Consider the following 16,054-nt stretch of genomic DNA (forward strand, 5'->3'; position numbering starts at 1 on the left):
CTCGACCTGGGGTGCGCGGTTATCGAACCGCAGGTATCAAACCGCGACCAGGCGCACACTGGCGCCTTCGCCAACGCCAAGGGCCTCGGCGGCTTCACGACTCAAGGTGACCGGCTTGCCAGGTACCCAGTCCAGCTCCAGCAGCACGGCGCGGTAGTCCTGCAGCTGGCCATTGCAGACCAGGTACGGGCGCCCACCCTTGACCATGGTGCTGTCCAGCTTGACCGGAACCACTCGGCTCTGGGCGATCGAGCGAATGCTCGACACCCGTGCATGCAGGGTCGGACCCCCGTCGAAAATGTCGATGTAGTGATCGGTCTCGAAGCCTTCGCGCATCAGGATGTCGAAGGTGATCTGCGCACGTGGATGCACCTGGCCCATGGCTTCTTGCGCGGCATCCGGCAGCAGCGGCACGTAGATCGGATAATGCGGCATCAGCTCGGCGAGAAAGGTCCGGCTCTTGAGGCCACACAGGCGTTCGGCCTCGGCATAGTTGAGGTCGAAAAAGTTGCGGCCGATGGCGTCCCAGAATGGCGAGTCACCGTTCTCGTCGCTGTAGCCGACGATTTCGGTCACTACCGAGTCGGCGAAGCGCTCAGGGTGCGCAGCCATGAACAGCAGGCGACCGCGAGAGTTGAGCTCCGACCAGCCAGTACCCACCAGCTCCGGCAGTACGTAGAAACTGGTCAGCAGGCTGTTGCCGGTCAGGTCGTGGCACTGCGAAAGCACATGGATCTTGTTGTGGATCTTCAGCTCGCGCGAGGCGTGGACGAACGTCTCGTTACGAAAGCTGTAGAACGGCTCGGAGTAGCCGGCCGACGCGACAATGGCCGAGCAGCCGACCAGCTTGCCGTTACTGCTGTCTTCGAGCACGAAGAAGTAGCTTTCTTCGCCGTTGAAGCTGACTTCGGCGGCAAAGGACGTCTCGGAGGCGGCAATCTTGTCGCCCAGGCGCCCGGTATCATCCGGCAAGGACGTGACACCAATGGGGCTGTCCGCTGCCAGACGCTGTACTTCGCCCAGATCAGCCATTTGCGCGGGGCGCATCACCAGCATGGTGTCACTCCTTTCGGGAAAACAGGCCAGCGTCTGCCGGCACAGAAAAAAACAGCAGGCGCCCACAGGGCGCACGCTCTGGAATTCGGATTCACCGGCCCCACTGGGCCGGTGAACGGACCACAGGCTAAATCAGGCCTGGGTCAATTTGGCTGCGGCACGCTCGAAACGGTCCAGGCCTTCATCGATGTCGGCATCCTCGACCACTAGGCTCGGGGCGAAACGCACCACATCGGGACCGGCCTGGAGCACCATCAGGCCTTCTTTCTCGGCCGCATTGAAGACGTCCTTGGCCTTGCCTTTCCAGGCCTCGGACAATACGCAACCGATCAGCAGACCCACACCACGCACTTGGGTGAACAAGCCGTACTGCTGGCCGATCTGCTCCAGACGCGCCTTGAAGCGCGCGTGCTTGGCCTTGACGCCTGCCAGCACTTCAGGGGTATTGACCACATCCAGCACGGCATTGGCCACGGCGCACGCCAGTGGGTTGCCACCGTAGGTGGTGCCGTGGGTGCCAACAGCCAGGTGCTTGGCCAGGTCTTCGGTGGTCAGCATGGCACCGATCGGGAAGCCGCCACCCAGGCTCTTGGCGCTGGAGAGGATGTCCGGGGTGACGCCGTAGTGCATGTAGGCAAACAGCTCGCCGGTACGGCCAACGCCGGTCTGCACTTCGTCGAAGATCAGCAGGGCGTTGTGTTTGTCGCAGAGCTCGCGAGCGCCTTTGAGGTAGGCCAGGTCGGCCGGTACCACACCGCTCTCGCCCTGGATCGGCTCGATCACCACCGCGCAGGTCTTGTCGGAAATCTGTGCCTTGAGCGCCTCAAGATCGTTGTACGGCACATGGCTGATACCGGTGATCTTCGGGCCGAAACCGTCAGAGTACTTGGGCTGGCCGCCCACACTGACGGTGAACAGGGTGCGACCGTGGAAGCTGTTGACGGTAGCGATGATCTCGTGTTTTTCAGGGCCGAAACGATCGTGGGCGACACGACGGGCCAGCTTGAAGGCGGCCTCGTTGGCTTCAGCGCCGGAGTTGCAGAAGAACGCCCGCTCGGCGAAGGTCGCGTCGACCAGCTTGTGGGCCAGGCGCAGGGCCGGCTCGTTGGTGAAGACGTTGGACACGTGCCACAGTTTGTTGGCCTGCTCGGTCAGGGCGCCCACCAGCGCCGGATGAGCATGCCCCAGAACGTTCACGGCAATCCCGCCCGCGAAGTCGATCAGCTCGCGGCCCGACTGATCCCAGACTCGGGAGCCCGCGCCACGAACGGGGATAAAGGCCGCCGGTGCGTAATTGGGGACCATTACCTGGTCGAAATCGGCGCGTTGCACTGGAGCTTGCGGAGCGGACATCGGAGTCTCCTGAAAAGGAACGCCTGCCTGGAACTGGCGAGCGATGGGGGGATTGTAAGGACAGATCGGCGCCCGACATTGCCGCCAAGCGACAACTTCTTATAGCGCCAAACCCTGTTTTACCAAGGCTTTCGGCAATGCGACAAATAGGGTCGCAAAGGCGCAGTTTAAACGGTGCGAAGGTGGGGTGGTAGGAGCGGGCTTGCCGAGCGATGGCAATCTAGACGCTACATCGAATCGCGACGCAAGCCCGCTCCCACGGTGTCAGCCGCGCTCGGCGGGTGCCGACGACAACTCGAACGGACTGCTGCTTCGTCGCTGATTACGATCTTCCCGCGGCGTTGCGCCGAAGAAGTTGCGGTAGGCACTGGAGAAATGCGGCCCCGAGGAGAAGCCACACGACAAACCGATCTGGATGATCGACTTGCTGGTTTGCATCAGCATCTGGCGCGCCTTGTTCAGGCGCAACTCCAGGTAATACTGGCTCGGTACACGATTGAGGTATTGCTTGAAGATCCGCTCCAGCTGACGCCGCGAGACACATACGTGCTGAGCGATCTCGTCGGTGGTCAGCGGCTCCTCGATGTTGGCTTCCATCAGCAACACCGCCTGGGTCAGCTTCGGATGGCTCGAGCCCAGACGATTCTGCAGTGGAATACGCTGACGCTCCCCGCCCTCACGAATCCGCTCGACCACCAGCTCCTCGGACACCGCACCGGCAAGCTCGGCACCATGATCACGGGCCAGCACCGCCAGCAGCAGGTCGATCACCGACATACCGCCGCAGGCGGTCAGGCGATCACGATCCCAGTCGAACAGGTGACTGGTAGCGATGACCTTGGGGAATCGCTCGGCAAAATCATCCTGCCAGCGCCAGTGGACCGCCGCCCGGTAACCATCGAGCAAACCCAACTGCGCCAGTGGGTATACCCCGGCCGACAGGCCGCCGATCACACATCCGGCGCGCGCCAGCTGCTTGAGCGCGCTGCCCAGCCCCGATGCCACCGCATGGGGCGGCTCATCGGCCAGCAAGAACAGTTTCTGGCAGCCCTCCAGGCGCCCCGCCCACGGCTCGCCCGGCAAACGCCAGGCGCCTTCGGCTGCGGGCTCGGCCTGCAGGAACAACAGTTCGTAGACCACTTCCGGATGCACTTTCTGGGCAACCCGCAAAACCTCTTCGGCCAGCGCCAGGGTCAGGGCTTTGGTGCTGGGCCAGATGAGAAAACCGATTCGCTGGGTGGTCATTGGGTGCGGTCCGAAACCTGAGAAAGGTCAAGAGGATGGAGCCGGTCAGGCTGCGCAAGGCACGCAGCATGACCCATTTTGGTGCGACGCGGCAATCTTACTTCAAGCTGCCCGACAAGAACTGCTGCAAACGCTCGGACTGCGGATTGACCAACACCTCACGCGGGTTGCCCGCCTCCTCCACCAACCCCTTGTGCAGGAACACCAGCTGGTTGGACACCTCGCGGGCAAAGCCCATTTCGTGCGTCACCACCACCATGGTCCGGCCTTCCTGGGCCAGCGACTGCATGACTTTGAGCACATCGCCCACCAGCTCCGGGTCGAGCGCCGAGGTCGGCTCGTCGAACAGCATCACTTCCGGCTCCATCGCCAGCGCCCGGGCAATGGCCACACGCTGCTGCTCACCACCGGACATATGCCCAGGATAGGCGTCTTTACGATGGGAAACCCCGACCTTGGCCAGATAGTGCTCGGCTTTTTCCAGGGCCTCCTTTTTCGACATGCCCAACACATGTACCGGCGCTTCGATGATGTTTTCCAGCGCAGTCATGTGCGACCACAGGTTGAAATGCTGGAACACCATCGACAGGCGCGAACGCATGCGCTGCAGCTGCTTGGGATCGGCGGCCTTGAGGGCGCCGTCCTTGTTGGCCACAAGCTTGAGCTCTTCGTTGTTGAGCAGGATCTTGCCCGCATGCGGCTGCTCGAGCAGGTTGATGCAGCGCAGGAAGGTACTCTTGCCCGAACCACTGGAGCCGATGATGCTGATCACGTCGCCCGCCTTGGCGGCCAGGGACACGCCCTTGAGCACTTCGTGACTGCCGTAGCGTTTATGCAGGTCTTGGACTTCGAGTTTGTACATGCTGTCGGTTCTCACAAAGCAGTCAGTTTGAGCTAACGCTCAGGCGAATTAGTTACCGCAGGCCTCAGGCCTTGCGCGGCGCCATGTAGCCGAGCCAACGGCGTTCGGCCAACTTGAACAGGCGCACCAGAATGAACGTCAGGCACAGGTAGAACACGCCGGCAGTGATATAGGCCTCGAACGGCAAGTAATACTGGGCGTTGACCGTACGCGCGGCACCAGTGATGTCGATGAGGGTCACGATCGAGGCAAGGCTGGTGGTCTGCAGCATCATGATCACTTCGTTACTGTACTGCGGCAGGGCCCGGCGCAGGGCCGATGGCAGCAGAATGCGGCGGTACATCTTGACCCGCGACATACCCATGGCCTTGGCCGCCTCGATTTCACCATGGGGCGTGGCCTTGAGGCTGCCGGCAATGATTTCAGCAGTGTAGGCACTGGTGTTGATGGCGAAGGCCAGGCACGCACAGAAGGTCGCACTCGACAGCCACGGCCAGAGGATACTCTCGCGCACCGCCTCGAACTGGGCCAGGCCGTAGTAGATCAAGAACAACTGCACCAGCATCGGCGTGCCGCGGATCACATAGGTGTAGAGCCAGGCGGTCAGGTTGACCAGCGGCTGCTTGGACACCCGCATCAGGCCAAGCGGAATGGCCGTGAGCAAACCGAAGAACAGCGACAGCGCCAGCAGCTTGAGCGTGGTCAGCAAACCACCCAGGTACAGCGGCAGCGCTTCCCAGATCACGTTGTAGTCGAAAATCATAGATCAGCCGCCCTTACGCCAACCGAGTAGCGCTTCTCGAGGTACCGCAGGGCCAGCAGCGAGACACTGGTGATTACCAGGTACAGGGCTGCGACCGCCAGGAAGAAGGTGAAAGGCTCGCGGGTGGCATCGGCCGCCTGCTTGGCCTTGAACATCATGTCCTGCAGGCCGACCACCGAAATCAGTGCCGTCGCCTTGGTCAAGACCAGCCAATTGTTGGTGAAGCCTGGAATCGCCAGGCGGATCATCTGCGGCACCATGACCCGGAAGAACACCTGCAGGTTGCTCATGCCATAGGCCATGCCGGCTTCAGCCTGCCCCTTGGGGATAGCCATGAAGGCGCCACGGAAGGTTTCCGACAGGTAGGCACCAAAGATGAAACCCAGGGTACCGATACCCGCCACCAGCGGATTGAGGTCGATGTAGTCGTCGTAGCCGAGCAACGGCGCGACGCGGTTGAGCAGATCCTGGCCGCCGTAGAAAATCAGCAGGATCAGTACCAGATCGGGAATCCCGCGGATCACCGTGGAGTACAGGTCACCCAGCCAGGCCAGCCAGCGCACCGGCGACAGACGCAGGGCCACACCGATAAGGCCGAGTACGATAGCCAGGGCCATGGACGACAAGGCGAGCTGCAGCGTGAGCCACACGCCGTCGAGGATGACTGCCCCGTAGCCTTTCAACATGATGAGGTCCTCGACCTTAGGGATGAAAAAATGGTGCAAACCTCAGAGTCTCTGCTGCTTGCACCATTACACAGGTGAAACGTCGACGATTTACTTGGCTTCAGGGCCGTAGATGTCGAAGTTGAAATACTTATCCTGGATTTTCTTGTACTCGCCATTGGCGCGGATGGCCGCAATGGCAGCATTCAAGCGATCCAGGTTGGCCTTGTCGCCTTTGCGCACGGCAATACCAATACCGTCGCCGAAGTATTTCCCGTCAGTGAACGACGGGCCGACAAAGGCGTAGCCCTTGCCTGCATCAGTCTTCAGGAAGCCGTCTTCAAGCAGGGTGGCATCGGCAACGGTACCGTCCAGGCGGCCGGCAGCGACGTCCAGGTAGATTTCGTTCTGAGTGCCGTAAGGCACGATGGTCGCGCCTTGTGGAGCCAGGACTTCCTTGGCGAAGCGATCGTGGATAGAGCCACGCTGCACGCCAATTTTCTTGCCCTTGAGCTCAGTCAGGCTGTCGCTGACAGTAGTGCCTTGCTTCATCACCAGGCGAGCCGGGGTCAGGTAGTACTTGCCCGTGAAGTCAACGGACTTCTTGCGGTCTTCAGTGATCGACATGGACGAGAGGATGGCGTCGATCTTGCGCACTTTCAGCGCAGGGATCAGGCCGTCGAACTCTTGCTCGACCCAGGTGCACTTGACCTTCATCTCGGCGCACAGGGCGTTGCCGATGTCGTAGTCGAAACCAACAATGCTGCCGTCCGGCGCCTTGGAGGCGAACGGCGGGTAGGCGGCCTCGATCCCGATCTTCAACGGTTTCTCATCAGCCAGCGATGCCAGGGAAAACACAGACAGCGCCAGGGCGCCAAGCAGTGCGAGTTTCTTCATCTGGAACTCCATCGGTAAAGGGCACTACAAGGCAGGGTAGAAACTGCCCCATATGCAAATGGGTACAACGCGAGCCGCGCAGGGTCGACGAAGGTCGAACGCCACGAGCGAGTGATCGGCATTTTAACGACAGCTCCGTAGCCGATATTTCCTCAATGCGACAACTAATTACAGAAGCACAGGAAGTAGCGGCTGGAGATATTGACAGCTTTGGCAAAATATGCAAAAGCAAAAGACAAATAACCTATCAACGAAGCAATAACCGGGCCTATTATTGGCAAACCCTTCTAATCCGGCAAGCGTAGCGTTTCAGTGCATTTGAATTGCTGCCGAAAACGCCTTCAAACGGTGCGATAACGTTTCCCTTCGCCCCGTTTGTGCGCGAGCGTGGTGACACATAGGTTACCGATGATTGTCGAAGTAACAGAAAGCACAAAGCCCCGCTGGGTGAGCAGCGGGGCTTTGTGGCGTTCATCGCGGGGTTTGTCCCGCGGTGGGTTTATCAGGCCGAAGCCAGGCTCATCGATTTGTGCGTATCAATCAGGTGCTGCACCACACTCGGGTCGGCCAGGGTGGAGATATCGCCCAGGGCGTCATACTCGGCCGTGGCAATCTTGCGCAGGATACGGCGCATGATCTTGCCCGAACGGGTCTTGGGCAGGCCCGGTGCCCATTGGATGACATCCGGCGAAGCAATCGGACCAATCTCTTTACGCACCCAGTTCTTCAGCTCCATGCGCAGCGCCTCGTTTGGCTCTTCGCCACCGTTGAGGGTGACGTAGACATAGATGCCCTGGCCCTTGATGTCGTGCGGTACGCCAACCACGGCGGCCTCGGCGACTTTCGGGTGGGCAACCATGGCGCTTTCGATCTCGGCGGTCCCCATGCGGTGACCCGAGACGTTGAGTACGTCATCGACCCGGCCGGTGATCCAGTAGTAGCCGTCTTCGTCGCGACGGGCACCGTCGCCGGTGAAGTACATGCCACGGAAAGTCTTGAAGTAGGTGTCGACGAAGCGGTCGTGATCGCCGTACAGCGAACGCGACTGGCCTGGCCACGAGTCGAGGATCACCAGGTTGCCCTCGGCAGCGCCTTCGATCAGGTTGCCCAGGTTGTCCACCAGGGCCGGCACCACACCAAAGAACGGACGGGTTGCCGAGCCCGGCTTGAGCGCCGTGGCGCCTGGCAACGGGCTGATCAGCACGCCGCCGGTCTCGGTCTGCCACCAGGTATCGACGATCGGGCAACGCTCCTTGCCCACCGTCTGGTAGTACCAGTTCCAGGCTTCCGGGTTGATCGGCTCGCCCACCGAGCCTAGCAGGCGCAGGCTGGAGCCATCGGCACCGGCGACCGCAGCCTGACCTTCGGCCATCATTGCGCGGATCGCGGTAGGCGCGGTGTAGAGGATGTTGACCTTGTGCTTGTCGATGATCTTCGACACGCGGGTGATATCCGGGTAGTTCGGCACACCTTCGAACAGCACGGTGGTCGCGCCATTGGCCAGCGGGCCGTAGACGATGTAGCTGTGGCCGGTGACCCAGCCGACGTCGGCGGTACACCAGTAGACTTCGCCCGGACGGTAGTCGAACACCCGCTCATGGGTCAGAGCGGCATAGACCATGTAGCCGCCGGTGGTGTGCAGCACACCCTTGGGCTTGCCGGTGGAGCCGGAGGTGTAGAGGATGAACAGCGCCTCTTCGGCGCCCATTTCTTTTGGCGCGCAATGGCTGGAGGCAACCTTCATCAGGTCTTCGAACCAGATATCGCGATGCTGGTGCCAGGCAATGTCGCCACCGGTGCGCTTGCACACGATGATCTTCTGCACGCTGGCGGTTTCCGGGTTGGTCAGCGCCAGGTCGACATTGGCCTTGAGCGGGGTGCGACGGCCGCCACGCAGCCCCTCGTCGGCAGTGATCACCACTTTTGATTTGCAGTCGATGATGCGGCCGGCCAGCGCCTCTGGCGAGAAGCCACCAAATACCACCGAGTGAATCGCACCAATGCGGGCGCACGCCAGCATGGCGACCACGGCTTCGGGGATCATTGGCATGTAGATGGTAACCACGTCACCACGGTGCACGTCCTGGCCACGCAGGGCGTTGGCGAATTTACAGACCTGCTCGTGCAGTTCGCGGTAGGTGATGTTGCGGTGCTCGGAAGGATCGTCACCTTCCCAGATGATTGCGACTTGATCGCCGCGCTCGGCCAGATGGCGGTCCAGGCAGTTGTAGGAGACGTTCAGAGTGCCGTCGGCAAACCATTTGATATCGACATGGTGATCGTCGAAGGAAGTCTGCTTGACCTTGGTAAAGGGCTTGATCCAGTCCAGGCGCTGCGCCTGCTCACGCCAGAAGCCGTCCGGGTTGATCACCGACTGCTGGTACATGGCCTTGTAGGTCGCCTCATCAGTCAGCGTGTTGGCCGCAACCTCGGGACGAACGGGGTACAGGGGAGCCGCACTCATCTTTATCTACCTCGGTGTAATAGTTGTTTTTGTATGACCTCGTTTGTAACTGTACCAGACCGGGCGGGCCATTCGACGTTGGTAGTAACGCCCTGCTCTTTTTGCACCCCTGCAATTGACGGCGGGCTCAAGGCCGGGCCTCGGCGCCTGGAAAAATAATTTTCAATTGCACCCGCAAGGCGATTGTTACGTTTTTTGCCAACAGTGTTTATCAAAACGTCATCTGTTTAAGGCAGGCGCACCTGCCTAAAATTCACCTCGCCAGCAACGGCAACGAGATTAACTTCTTGTAACACCCCCACGAAGGCCGTTAATCCCGCGATAACTGTGATAGTTGAACTTAAGTTGCACACGCGGCGCCACGCGCGCTGCGTGCCCCCTCTCGACCTTAGACAGGTAAAATGAAAATGAAAGCGTTACTGGTATTGGTACTTGGCAGTCTTTGCACCACGGCGATGGCCGCTGAAGTTGCAAACGATTCTGCCGGGCAGATTCCGGTTGAACAGTACAGTTACTCGCAGCACCTGGACATCGCCAAGGTCATCTCCATGAGTGAAGTCCCGCACGTTTGCGAAGTGGTCCCGGTCCGCATGACCTATGAAGACTCCCAGGGCCAACAGCACATTCTCGAATACCGCGTGATGGGGGACGGCTGCTCCAACGGCTAATCACAACACTCTTGTTTCGCCCGCCCTGCCCCTGAGGCAGGGCGGGCGATTTATAGTGAATCGCCCCAAATACTGACAACGCTGTTATTTAACGTCGCTTAACTCAGTTGATTTACCTAGTCCATGTTCGCGCAACTTGTTGGCAATGGTTGTATGTGAAACCCCCAGGCGTTTACCCAACGCCCGGCTACTGGGAAACTCATTGATCAGTTGCTCCAGCACTGCCTTCTCGAAACGCCCGACAATATCCCCCAGCTCCCCCTCCAACGAAAACTCGCCCAAGGGTTGCCGAGCGCCATAATCCGGCAAGCGAATGTGCTCACTCTTCACCACCCCGCCATCACACAGCGATACCGCCTGGAACAACACGTTCTCCAACTGGCGCACATTGCCCGGCCAGTGATACTGGCTCAACCGCTCCATTGCCGCTGGCGCCAGGCGTGGCAGGGGGCAACCGATCTGTCGGCTGGCCTGGTCAAGGAAGTGCTCCACCAGCGGCGCCAAGCCATCGAGGCACTCGCGCAGCGGCGGAATATGCAGCGAAAGCACGTTCAGGCGATGGTACAGGTCCTGGCGAAACTCGCCGCGGGCACACAATTCCGAGAGATCGACCTGAGTGGCACAGATCACCCGCACGTCCAGGTAAACCTCCTCGTCACTACCGACCCGGCGAAAACAACCGTCCTGCAGAAAGCGCAGCAATTTGACCTGCAGCCGCGGACTCATCTCGCCGACACCGTCGAGAAACAAGGTGCCGCCCGCCGTCAGTTCCAGCAACCCGAGCTTGCCTTCGGCACGCGCGCCTTCAAAAGCACCCGGCCCGTAACCGAACAGTTCAGTCTCGGCCATGGACTCCGGCAGGCCGGCGCAGTTGAGTGCCATCAAGGGTGCCTGACCGCGAGGACTGGCCAGGTGGCAGGCGCGCGCCAGCAACTCCTTGCCGGTGCCCGTCTCGCCCTCGATCAGCAGCGGCGCATCCAGTGGCGCCATGCGGCGCGCTTCACGCACCACCCCCGCCATTACCCGCGAGCTCTGGAAGATGCTGTCAAAACCGCGCAATTCCTGCTTGCGCACGTTATAGATACGCTCACCTATGCGGTCGGCACGGTGCAAGGTCAAGACTGCCCCCGCCAGAGCCTCGCTGTCGTCGTGCTCCGACTGCAGCGGAGCAATATCGGCCAGGAACACATCGCCCTTGACCTTGACCCGCAGCCCGTTGATCCGCGACTTGTTGGCCCGCACCAACTCCGGCAGGTCAAAGTCTTCGGCATAGCGCGACAGCGGAATGCCGGGTACTTCATCCACCCGCACTCCCAGCAATTGTGCGGCCGCCCGGTTGGCGGCAACGATGGAGCCGCCCATATCGATCGACAGCACCGGAAAGTCCAGGGCGCCGAGCAAGGCGTTGAGTTCCATGTGGCGCCGCTCGCTGGGCATCAGCCCTACCCGCTTGACCCCGAATACACCGGTAATCGACTCGAACTTGGGCCGCAGGGCCTGGAACTGCAGATTGATCAGGTTCGGACAATGCAAGTAGATGGCATTGCCATGCTCGCCACCCACCTCGCCACGGGCAACGTTGATGCCGTACTCCACCAGCAGGTTGAGGATGTCGCGCAGAATGCCGATGCGGTTCTGGCAATGCACTTTGATACGCATGAAATGTCCTACTAGTAGGTCTACAACAAGCTTTGGCGCCTACCCGACAGGCATTTATTTATCAGCGCCGAAGAATTTTTGTAAAGATTACGTGACGAAAACCGGGAATCATCCTCACAGCCGCCTCCGATTTTTCGGCCTTTTGTCTTTTTTGTAAAGTTATCGTTACGATTTGAGCGGGCAGCCACCACCGCCAGCGGGCCCGGGACCGATGCAAAGTGCCGCCCAGCGGGTTATCACTTAAGCAACGGCTTGATCACATAACAAAAAAGGCCCTCAGCAGGAGAGCAGTATGAAACAGACGCAATACGTGGCTCGCGAGCCCGATGCGCAAGGGTTTATCGACTACCCGCAGCAAGAGCATGCGGTGTGGAACACCCTGATTACCCGTCAGTTGAAGGTGATCGAAGGTCGCGCGTGCCAGGAATACCTGGACGGCATCGACCAGCTGAACCTGCCGCACGACCGCATTCCGCAGTTGGGCGAAATCAACAAAGTGCTGGGCGCCACCACCGGCTGGCAAGTCGCCCGGGTTCCTGCGCTGATCCCCTTCCAGACCTTTTTTGAACTGCTGGCCAGCAAGCGCTTTCCGGTAGCGACCTTCATTCGTACCGAAGAAGAGCTCGACTACCTGCAAGAGCCCGATATTTTCCACGAGATTTTTGGCCACTGCCCGCTGCTGACCAACCCCTGGTTCGCCGAATTCACTCATACCTACGGCAAACTTGGCCTGCAGGCTACCAAGGAAGAGCGCGTGTACCTGGCGCGGCTGTACTGGATGACCATCGAATTCGGCCTGGTCGATACCCCGCAGGGCCGGAAGATATACGGCGGCGGCATTCTTTCCTCGCCAAAAGAAACTGTCTACAGCCTGTCCGACGAGCCTGAGCACCAGGCCTTCGACCCGCTGGAAGCCATGCGTACCCCGTACCGCATCGACATCCTGCAGCCGCTGTACTTTGCCTTGCCCAACCTCAAGCGCCTGTTCGATCTTGCCCACGAAGACATCATGGGCATGGTCCACACTGCAATGAAGATGGGCCTGCACGCACCTAAATTTCCACCCAAGGTCGCTGCCTGAGCGACCTTGCAAACCAATAACAAACCACTTGCGGAAAACCTTATGAACGCCTTGAACCAAGCCCACTGCGAAGCCTGCCGTGCCGATGCCCCACAGGTCAGCGACGAAGAACTGCCGGTACTGATCAAGCAGATCCCGGATTGGAACATCGAAGTCCGTGACGGCATCATGCAGCTGGAAAAGATCTTCCTGTTCAAGAATTTCAAACACGCCCTGGCCTTCACCAATGCCGTCGGCGAAATCTCCGAAGCCGAAGGCCATCACCCTGGCCTGCTGACCGAGTGGGGCAAAGTCACCGTGACCTGGTGGAGCCATTCGATCAAGGGCCTGCATCGCAACGACTTCATCATGGCCGCGCGCACCGACGAGGTCGCCAACACCGCCGAAGGCCGCAAGTAATGCACTTTGGCGCGATCGAGCGCGTACCCGGCGACCCGATCCTGGGGCTGATGGAGGCGTATGCCAAAGACAGCAATCCAAACAAGTTCGACTTGGGCGTCGGCGTGTTCAAGGATGCCCAGGGCCTGACGCCAATTCCGGCGGCGGTCAAGCACGCCGAACAGCGCCTGCTTGAGCAGCAGGCCAGCAAGAGTTATGTGGGCGGTCATGGCGACGCAGACTTCGGTCGTTTGGTCAGCGAACTGGTGTTGGGCAGTGACTCGTCGTTGCTCAGCAACAAGCGCGCCGGCGCCACCCAGACCCCGGGCGGTACCGGCGCCCTGCGCTTGGCGGCAGAGTTCATCGAACACTGCCTGCCCGGCCGCGGCATCTGGCTGAGCGATCCTACCTGGCCGATCCACGAAACCATTTTTGCCGGGGCTGGCCTCAAGGTCAGTCACTACCCCTATGTCGGTGCGGACAACTGCCTGAACGTGGCCGGGATGCTGGCTGCACTGGAGTCGGCGCCAAAAGGCGATGTGGTGCTCCTGCATGCCTGCTGCCACAACCCGACCGGGTTCGACCTGTCGCAGGACGACTGGCGCGCAGTGCTTGAAGTGGTCCGCCGTCGCGAGCTGCTGCCGCTGATCGACTTTGCCTACCAGGGGTTCGGCGATGGCCTGGAAGAGGATGCCTGGGCAGTCCGACTCTTTGCCGCCGAACTGCCTGAGCTGTTGATCACCAGTTCATGTTCAAAGAACTTCGGCCTATACCGTGACCGCACCGGCGCCTTGCTGGTGTGCAGCCATGATGCCGAGAAGCTGGTGGATGTACGCAGTCAGCTGGCGTGGTTGGCCCGCAACCTGTGGTCGACGCCACCGGATCACGGTGCTGCGGTCGTGGCGCAGATTCTTGGCGATGCCGACTTGAAACGCCTATGGATCGAAGAAGTCGAGGCCATGCGTCAGCGCATTGCCCAGCTGCGGGTCGGACTGGTCGAAGCGCTTGCACCGCATGGCTTGAGCGAACGCTTTGCACACATCGCCGAGCAACGCGGAATGTTCTCCTACACAGGCTTGTCGCCAGAGCAGGTCAGGCAGTTGCGTGACCGGCACAGCGTATACATGGTCGGCACTGGCCGGGCGAATGTCGCCGGGGCTGATGCCTCGCGGCTCGGGGCGTTGGCGGCGGCGATAGCCGACGTCTGCCGGTAGAACCATCGCGGGGCAAGCCCGCTCCCACCGGACAGGTGGGAGCGGGCTTGCCCCGCAAGGCGTTCAAACACCAATCGGCAGGAAAATTCATACTGTCATTCAGCTTCCTGTATCCTGCACAGGCTTTCAAAAGCCACGCGCGCCTTGCGCAGCCTTTCCACACACTTGCGAGGAACGACGAGATGCATGAAATCCCGAATCTTCCCTTCCCAAGCCTGAACCCAGAAGAGCAGACTCCTGCCACTCACAGCGCCGAACCAGCTCAGGCTGACCACGACGGCGACGACACCTCAAGCGCCGACCAGGAATAATCGCGCACCGATCAGACTGTGTGAAAACGGCTGATGCAGGGACTACCCCGTCAACACGTTTTCACACCGTCAAGAATCCCCTCGCTGCAACGGCCTCATTTCCCCGCCTCAATAATCGATCTTGCCGCGTCCGGCCTTGATCGCTCCACGCTTGCTTTTTGTGTCCAACCGCCGGGTTTTCGAACCCAGGGTCGGTCGGGTCGGGCGTCGCGTCTTCTCAACCTTGATGGCCGAGAGAATCAACTCGCGCAGGCGCTCCAGCGCATCATTGCGGTTCTGCTCCTGGGTGCGGTACTGCTGAGCCTTGATGATGATCACCCCATCGCGGGTGATACGGCCGTCGCGCAGGGCCAACAAGCGCTCCTTGTAGAACGGCGGCAATGACGATGCCTGGCTGTCGAAGCGCAGGTGCATGGCGCTGGAAACCTTGTTGACGTTCTGCCCGCCCGCCCCCTGGGCACGGATGGCCGTCAGTTCGATTTCGTCATCGGGCAATTGCACCGTGTTTGAAAGTTGCACTTTCACCTACCCTTGCAAAACAGTAAAAAACGACGCTGCCCTCCCGCCTCAGGAGGCCTCGTCGATCATGACAGATGTACTCCGGGCCAACACCTCGATCACTCGCCTGACCCGAACTTGATCGGCCGAGGACAACTGTCGAAACAACACGACCAGATCGCACTCCGATTCATTGAGCTGACTGTCAGGGTGAATGCCGGACGCCTGATCGGGGAAACAAATTTTGTACGTAGGCATGACCATCCTTCCCTTGGATTTTTGAAAGGAAAGACGTTACGGGGAATCGTATTAAAATAGACCTTAATCGGTCTGATAATTTTGTAGGAAGAGTGAACAACCGCTATTCGACATCACTCATCGCACTGGCCATTGCGCCAATCACTCGATGCACAATTTCCTGGTCGGCATTGGCCAACGAACGGTAGCGCGCCAGTAGACGCTGCTCCGGTTCGGTCAGTCCCTGCGCGGCTTCAACCGTACGCATTCCAGTGATGACGAAGCACACATCAACCCCCGCCTGTGCCACCGCAGCCAGGTAGGCGACATCGGGATTGCGCTCGCCCTTTTCATAGCTTCCCTGGGTATTGCGGTTGACGCCGCCCAGACGGGAAAAATCATCCTGCCGCATCCCAAGGCGGGTGCGCTCATGACGCAAACGCTCTCCGCACTCTGTTGATCGCACTGCGTCATAAGCACAAATTTTCAATCACCACCTCTTTACAGGAACATTTTATTGGGCATAATCGGCACCCTCACAGCGCAGACAAGCTCGCTTTTGCAGTTTTGGTCAGGCCATTTTAAGCAAAGCACATTCACAGCGCTCACCCTCAACCCTATGCACCAGCAGTACCGTCATGGATGACACAGGACCAGAAACCGGTTTCTGGTAACGGGCAAAACCGAGTTAGGTTGCGACCCG

The 16,054-nt window shown here is 60.0% G+C and carries 16 protein-coding genes; 5 read left to right on the top strand and 11 right to left on the bottom strand.

The window, feature by feature from the left end; genetic code table 11:
- Positions 1-36 precede the first annotated feature (36 nt).
- From aruF to acs, 8 genes are all read right to left on the bottom strand, one after another.
- Positions 37-1,056: an arginine/ornithine succinyltransferase subunit alpha gene (aruF, locus tag ABVN19_RS15615; protein ID WP_028944693.1), complete on the bottom strand. Its 1,020-nt coding sequence runs from the start codon at positions 1,054-1,056 to the stop codon at positions 37-39.
- 132 nt (positions 1,057-1,188) lie between these two features.
- On the bottom strand, positions 1,189-2,409 hold the full coding sequence (locus tag ABVN19_RS15620) for an aspartate aminotransferase family protein (RefSeq protein WP_105641609.1): 1,221 nt from the start codon (positions 2,407-2,409) through the stop codon (positions 1,189-1,191).
- Positions 2,410-2,673: 264 nt separating this feature from the next.
- Positions 2,674-3,654, bottom strand: coding sequence for a transcriptional regulator ArgR (argR, locus tag ABVN19_RS15625; RefSeq protein ID WP_028944695.1), 981 nt, complete (start codon positions 3,652-3,654; stop codon positions 2,674-2,676).
- A 97-nt stretch (positions 3,655-3,751) separates the two neighbouring features.
- Complete coding sequence (locus tag ABVN19_RS15630; protein WP_028944696.1) at positions 3,752-4,516, bottom strand: ATP-binding cassette domain-containing protein; 765 nt, start codon at positions 4,514-4,516, stop codon at positions 3,752-3,754.
- Positions 4,517-4,580: 64 nt separating this feature from the next.
- Complete coding sequence (locus ABVN19_RS15635; protein ID WP_028944697.1) at positions 4,581-5,279, bottom strand: ABC transporter permease; 699 nt, start codon at positions 5,277-5,279, stop codon at positions 4,581-4,583.
- Positions 5,276-5,965, bottom strand: coding sequence for an ABC transporter permease (locus ABVN19_RS15640; RefSeq protein ID WP_028944698.1), 690 nt, complete (start codon positions 5,963-5,965; stop codon positions 5,276-5,278). The genes ABVN19_RS15635 and ABVN19_RS15640 overlap by 4 nt, the downstream gene beginning before the upstream one ends.
- 90 nt (positions 5,966-6,055) lie before the next feature.
- A complete protein-coding gene (locus tag ABVN19_RS15645) occupies positions 6,056-6,841 on the bottom strand; it encodes an ABC transporter substrate-binding protein (protein WP_028944699.1) in 786 nt (261 codons plus the stop codon).
- A 502-nt stretch (positions 6,842-7,343) separates the two neighbouring features.
- The gene (gene acs, locus ABVN19_RS15650) at positions 7,344-9,305 is read right to left on the bottom strand and encodes an acetate--CoA ligase (protein ID WP_028944700.1); all 1,962 of its coding nucleotides are present in this window, start codon (positions 9,303-9,305) and stop codon (positions 7,344-7,346) included.
- Positions 9,306-9,712: 407 nt separating this feature from the next.
- Between acs and ABVN19_RS15655 the strand changes: the two genes are divergently transcribed.
- A complete protein-coding gene (locus ABVN19_RS15655; protein ID WP_028944701.1) occupies positions 9,713-9,973 on the top strand; it encodes a DUF2790 domain-containing protein in 261 nt (86 codons plus the stop codon).
- An 84-nt stretch (positions 9,974-10,057) separates the two neighbouring features.
- Here ABVN19_RS15655 and ABVN19_RS15660 read toward each other — a convergent pair whose 3' ends face one another.
- Positions 10,058-11,632, bottom strand: a complete 1,575-nt coding sequence (locus tag ABVN19_RS15660) for a sigma-54-dependent phenylalanine hydroxylase transcriptional regulator PhhR (protein ID WP_028944702.1) — start codon at positions 11,630-11,632, stop codon at positions 10,058-10,060.
- 292 nt (positions 11,633-11,924) lie between these two features.
- Between ABVN19_RS15660 and phhA the strand changes: the two genes are divergently transcribed.
- The 4 genes from phhA to ABVN19_RS15680 are packed head-to-tail and all read left to right on the top strand — an operon-like array spanning position 11,925 to position 14,616.
- Entirely contained in the window at positions 11,925-12,713 is a 789-nt protein-coding gene (gene phhA / locus ABVN19_RS15665) for a phenylalanine 4-monooxygenase (protein WP_028944703.1), read from the top strand.
- A gap of 42 nt (positions 12,714-12,755) precedes the next feature.
- On the top strand, positions 12,756-13,112 hold the full coding sequence (locus ABVN19_RS15670) for a 4a-hydroxytetrahydrobiopterin dehydratase (protein WP_028944704.1): 357 nt from the start codon (positions 12,756-12,758) through the stop codon (positions 13,110-13,112).
- The gene (locus ABVN19_RS15675) at positions 13,112-14,305 is read left to right on the top strand and encodes an amino acid aminotransferase (RefSeq protein WP_105642245.1); all 1,194 of its coding nucleotides are present in this window, start codon (positions 13,112-13,114) and stop codon (positions 14,303-14,305) included. The genes ABVN19_RS15670 and ABVN19_RS15675 overlap by 1 nt, the downstream gene beginning before the upstream one ends.
- A 47-nt stretch (positions 14,306-14,352) precedes the next feature.
- Positions 14,353-14,616 (top strand): hypothetical protein, encoded by a 264-nt coding sequence (locus tag ABVN19_RS15680; RefSeq protein WP_036990012.1) that lies wholly within the window; start codon positions 14,353-14,355, stop codon positions 14,614-14,616.
- Between the two features lie 108 nt (positions 14,617-14,724).
- Here ABVN19_RS15680 and arfB read toward each other — a convergent pair whose 3' ends face one another.
- Positions 14,725-15,135, bottom strand: a complete 411-nt coding sequence (gene arfB, locus ABVN19_RS15685) for an alternative ribosome rescue aminoacyl-tRNA hydrolase ArfB (protein ID WP_036990018.1) — start codon at positions 15,133-15,135, stop codon at positions 14,725-14,727.
- 340 nt (positions 15,136-15,475) lie between these two features.
- The gene (locus tag ABVN19_RS15690; RefSeq protein ID WP_105642246.1) at positions 15,476-15,790 is read right to left on the bottom strand and encodes a helix-turn-helix transcriptional regulator; all 315 of its coding nucleotides are present in this window, start codon (positions 15,788-15,790) and stop codon (positions 15,476-15,478) included.
- Between the last annotated feature and the right edge of the window lie 264 nt (positions 15,791-16,054).

Source organism: Pseudomonas vranovensis (assembly GCF_040438935.1).
In the GTDB taxonomy this organism is placed as follows: Bacteria; Pseudomonadota; Gammaproteobacteria; order Pseudomonadales; family Pseudomonadaceae; genus Aquipseudomonas; species Aquipseudomonas vranovensis.

Bases quoted from the DNA above. Each gene is read 5' to 3' on its own strand.
- aruF (WP_028944693.1), bottom strand. From the start codon at position 1,056: ATGCTGGTGATGCGCCCCGCGCAAATGGCTGATCTGGGCGAAGTACAG.
- ABVN19_RS15620 (WP_105641609.1), bottom strand. From the start codon at position 2,409: ATGTCCGCTCCGCAAGCTCCAGTGCAACGCGCCGATTTCGACCAGGTA.
- argR (WP_028944695.1), bottom strand. From the start codon at position 3,654: ATGACCACCCAGCGAATCGGTTTTCTCATCTGGCCCAGCACCAAAGCC.
- ABVN19_RS15630 (WP_028944696.1), bottom strand. From the start codon at position 4,516: ATGTACAAACTCGAAGTCCAAGACCTGCATAAACGCTACGGCAGTCAC.
- ABVN19_RS15635 (WP_028944697.1), bottom strand. From the start codon at position 5,279: ATGATTTTCGACTACAACGTGATCTGGGAAGCGCTGCCGCTGTACCTG.
- ABVN19_RS15640 (WP_028944698.1), bottom strand. From the start codon at position 5,965: ATGTTGAAAGGCTACGGGGCAGTCATCCTCGACGGCGTGTGGCTCACG.
- ABVN19_RS15645 (WP_028944699.1), bottom strand. From the start codon at position 6,841: ATGAAGAAACTCGCACTGCTTGGCGCCCTGGCGCTGTCTGTGTTTTCC.
- acs (WP_028944700.1), bottom strand. From the start codon at position 9,305: ATGAGTGCGGCTCCCCTGTACCCCGTTCGTCCCGAGGTTGCGGCCAAC.
- ABVN19_RS15655 (WP_028944701.1), top strand. From the start codon at position 9,713: ATGAAAGCGTTACTGGTATTGGTACTTGGCAGTCTTTGCACCACGGCG.
- ABVN19_RS15660 (WP_028944702.1), bottom strand. From the start codon at position 11,632: ATGCGTATCAAAGTGCATTGCCAGAACCGCATCGGCATTCTGCGCGAC.
- phhA (WP_028944703.1), top strand. From the start codon at position 11,925: ATGAAACAGACGCAATACGTGGCTCGCGAGCCCGATGCGCAAGGGTTT.
- ABVN19_RS15670 (WP_028944704.1), top strand. From the start codon at position 12,756: ATGAACGCCTTGAACCAAGCCCACTGCGAAGCCTGCCGTGCCGATGCC.
- ABVN19_RS15675 (WP_105642245.1), top strand. From the start codon at position 13,112: ATGCACTTTGGCGCGATCGAGCGCGTACCCGGCGACCCGATCCTGGGG.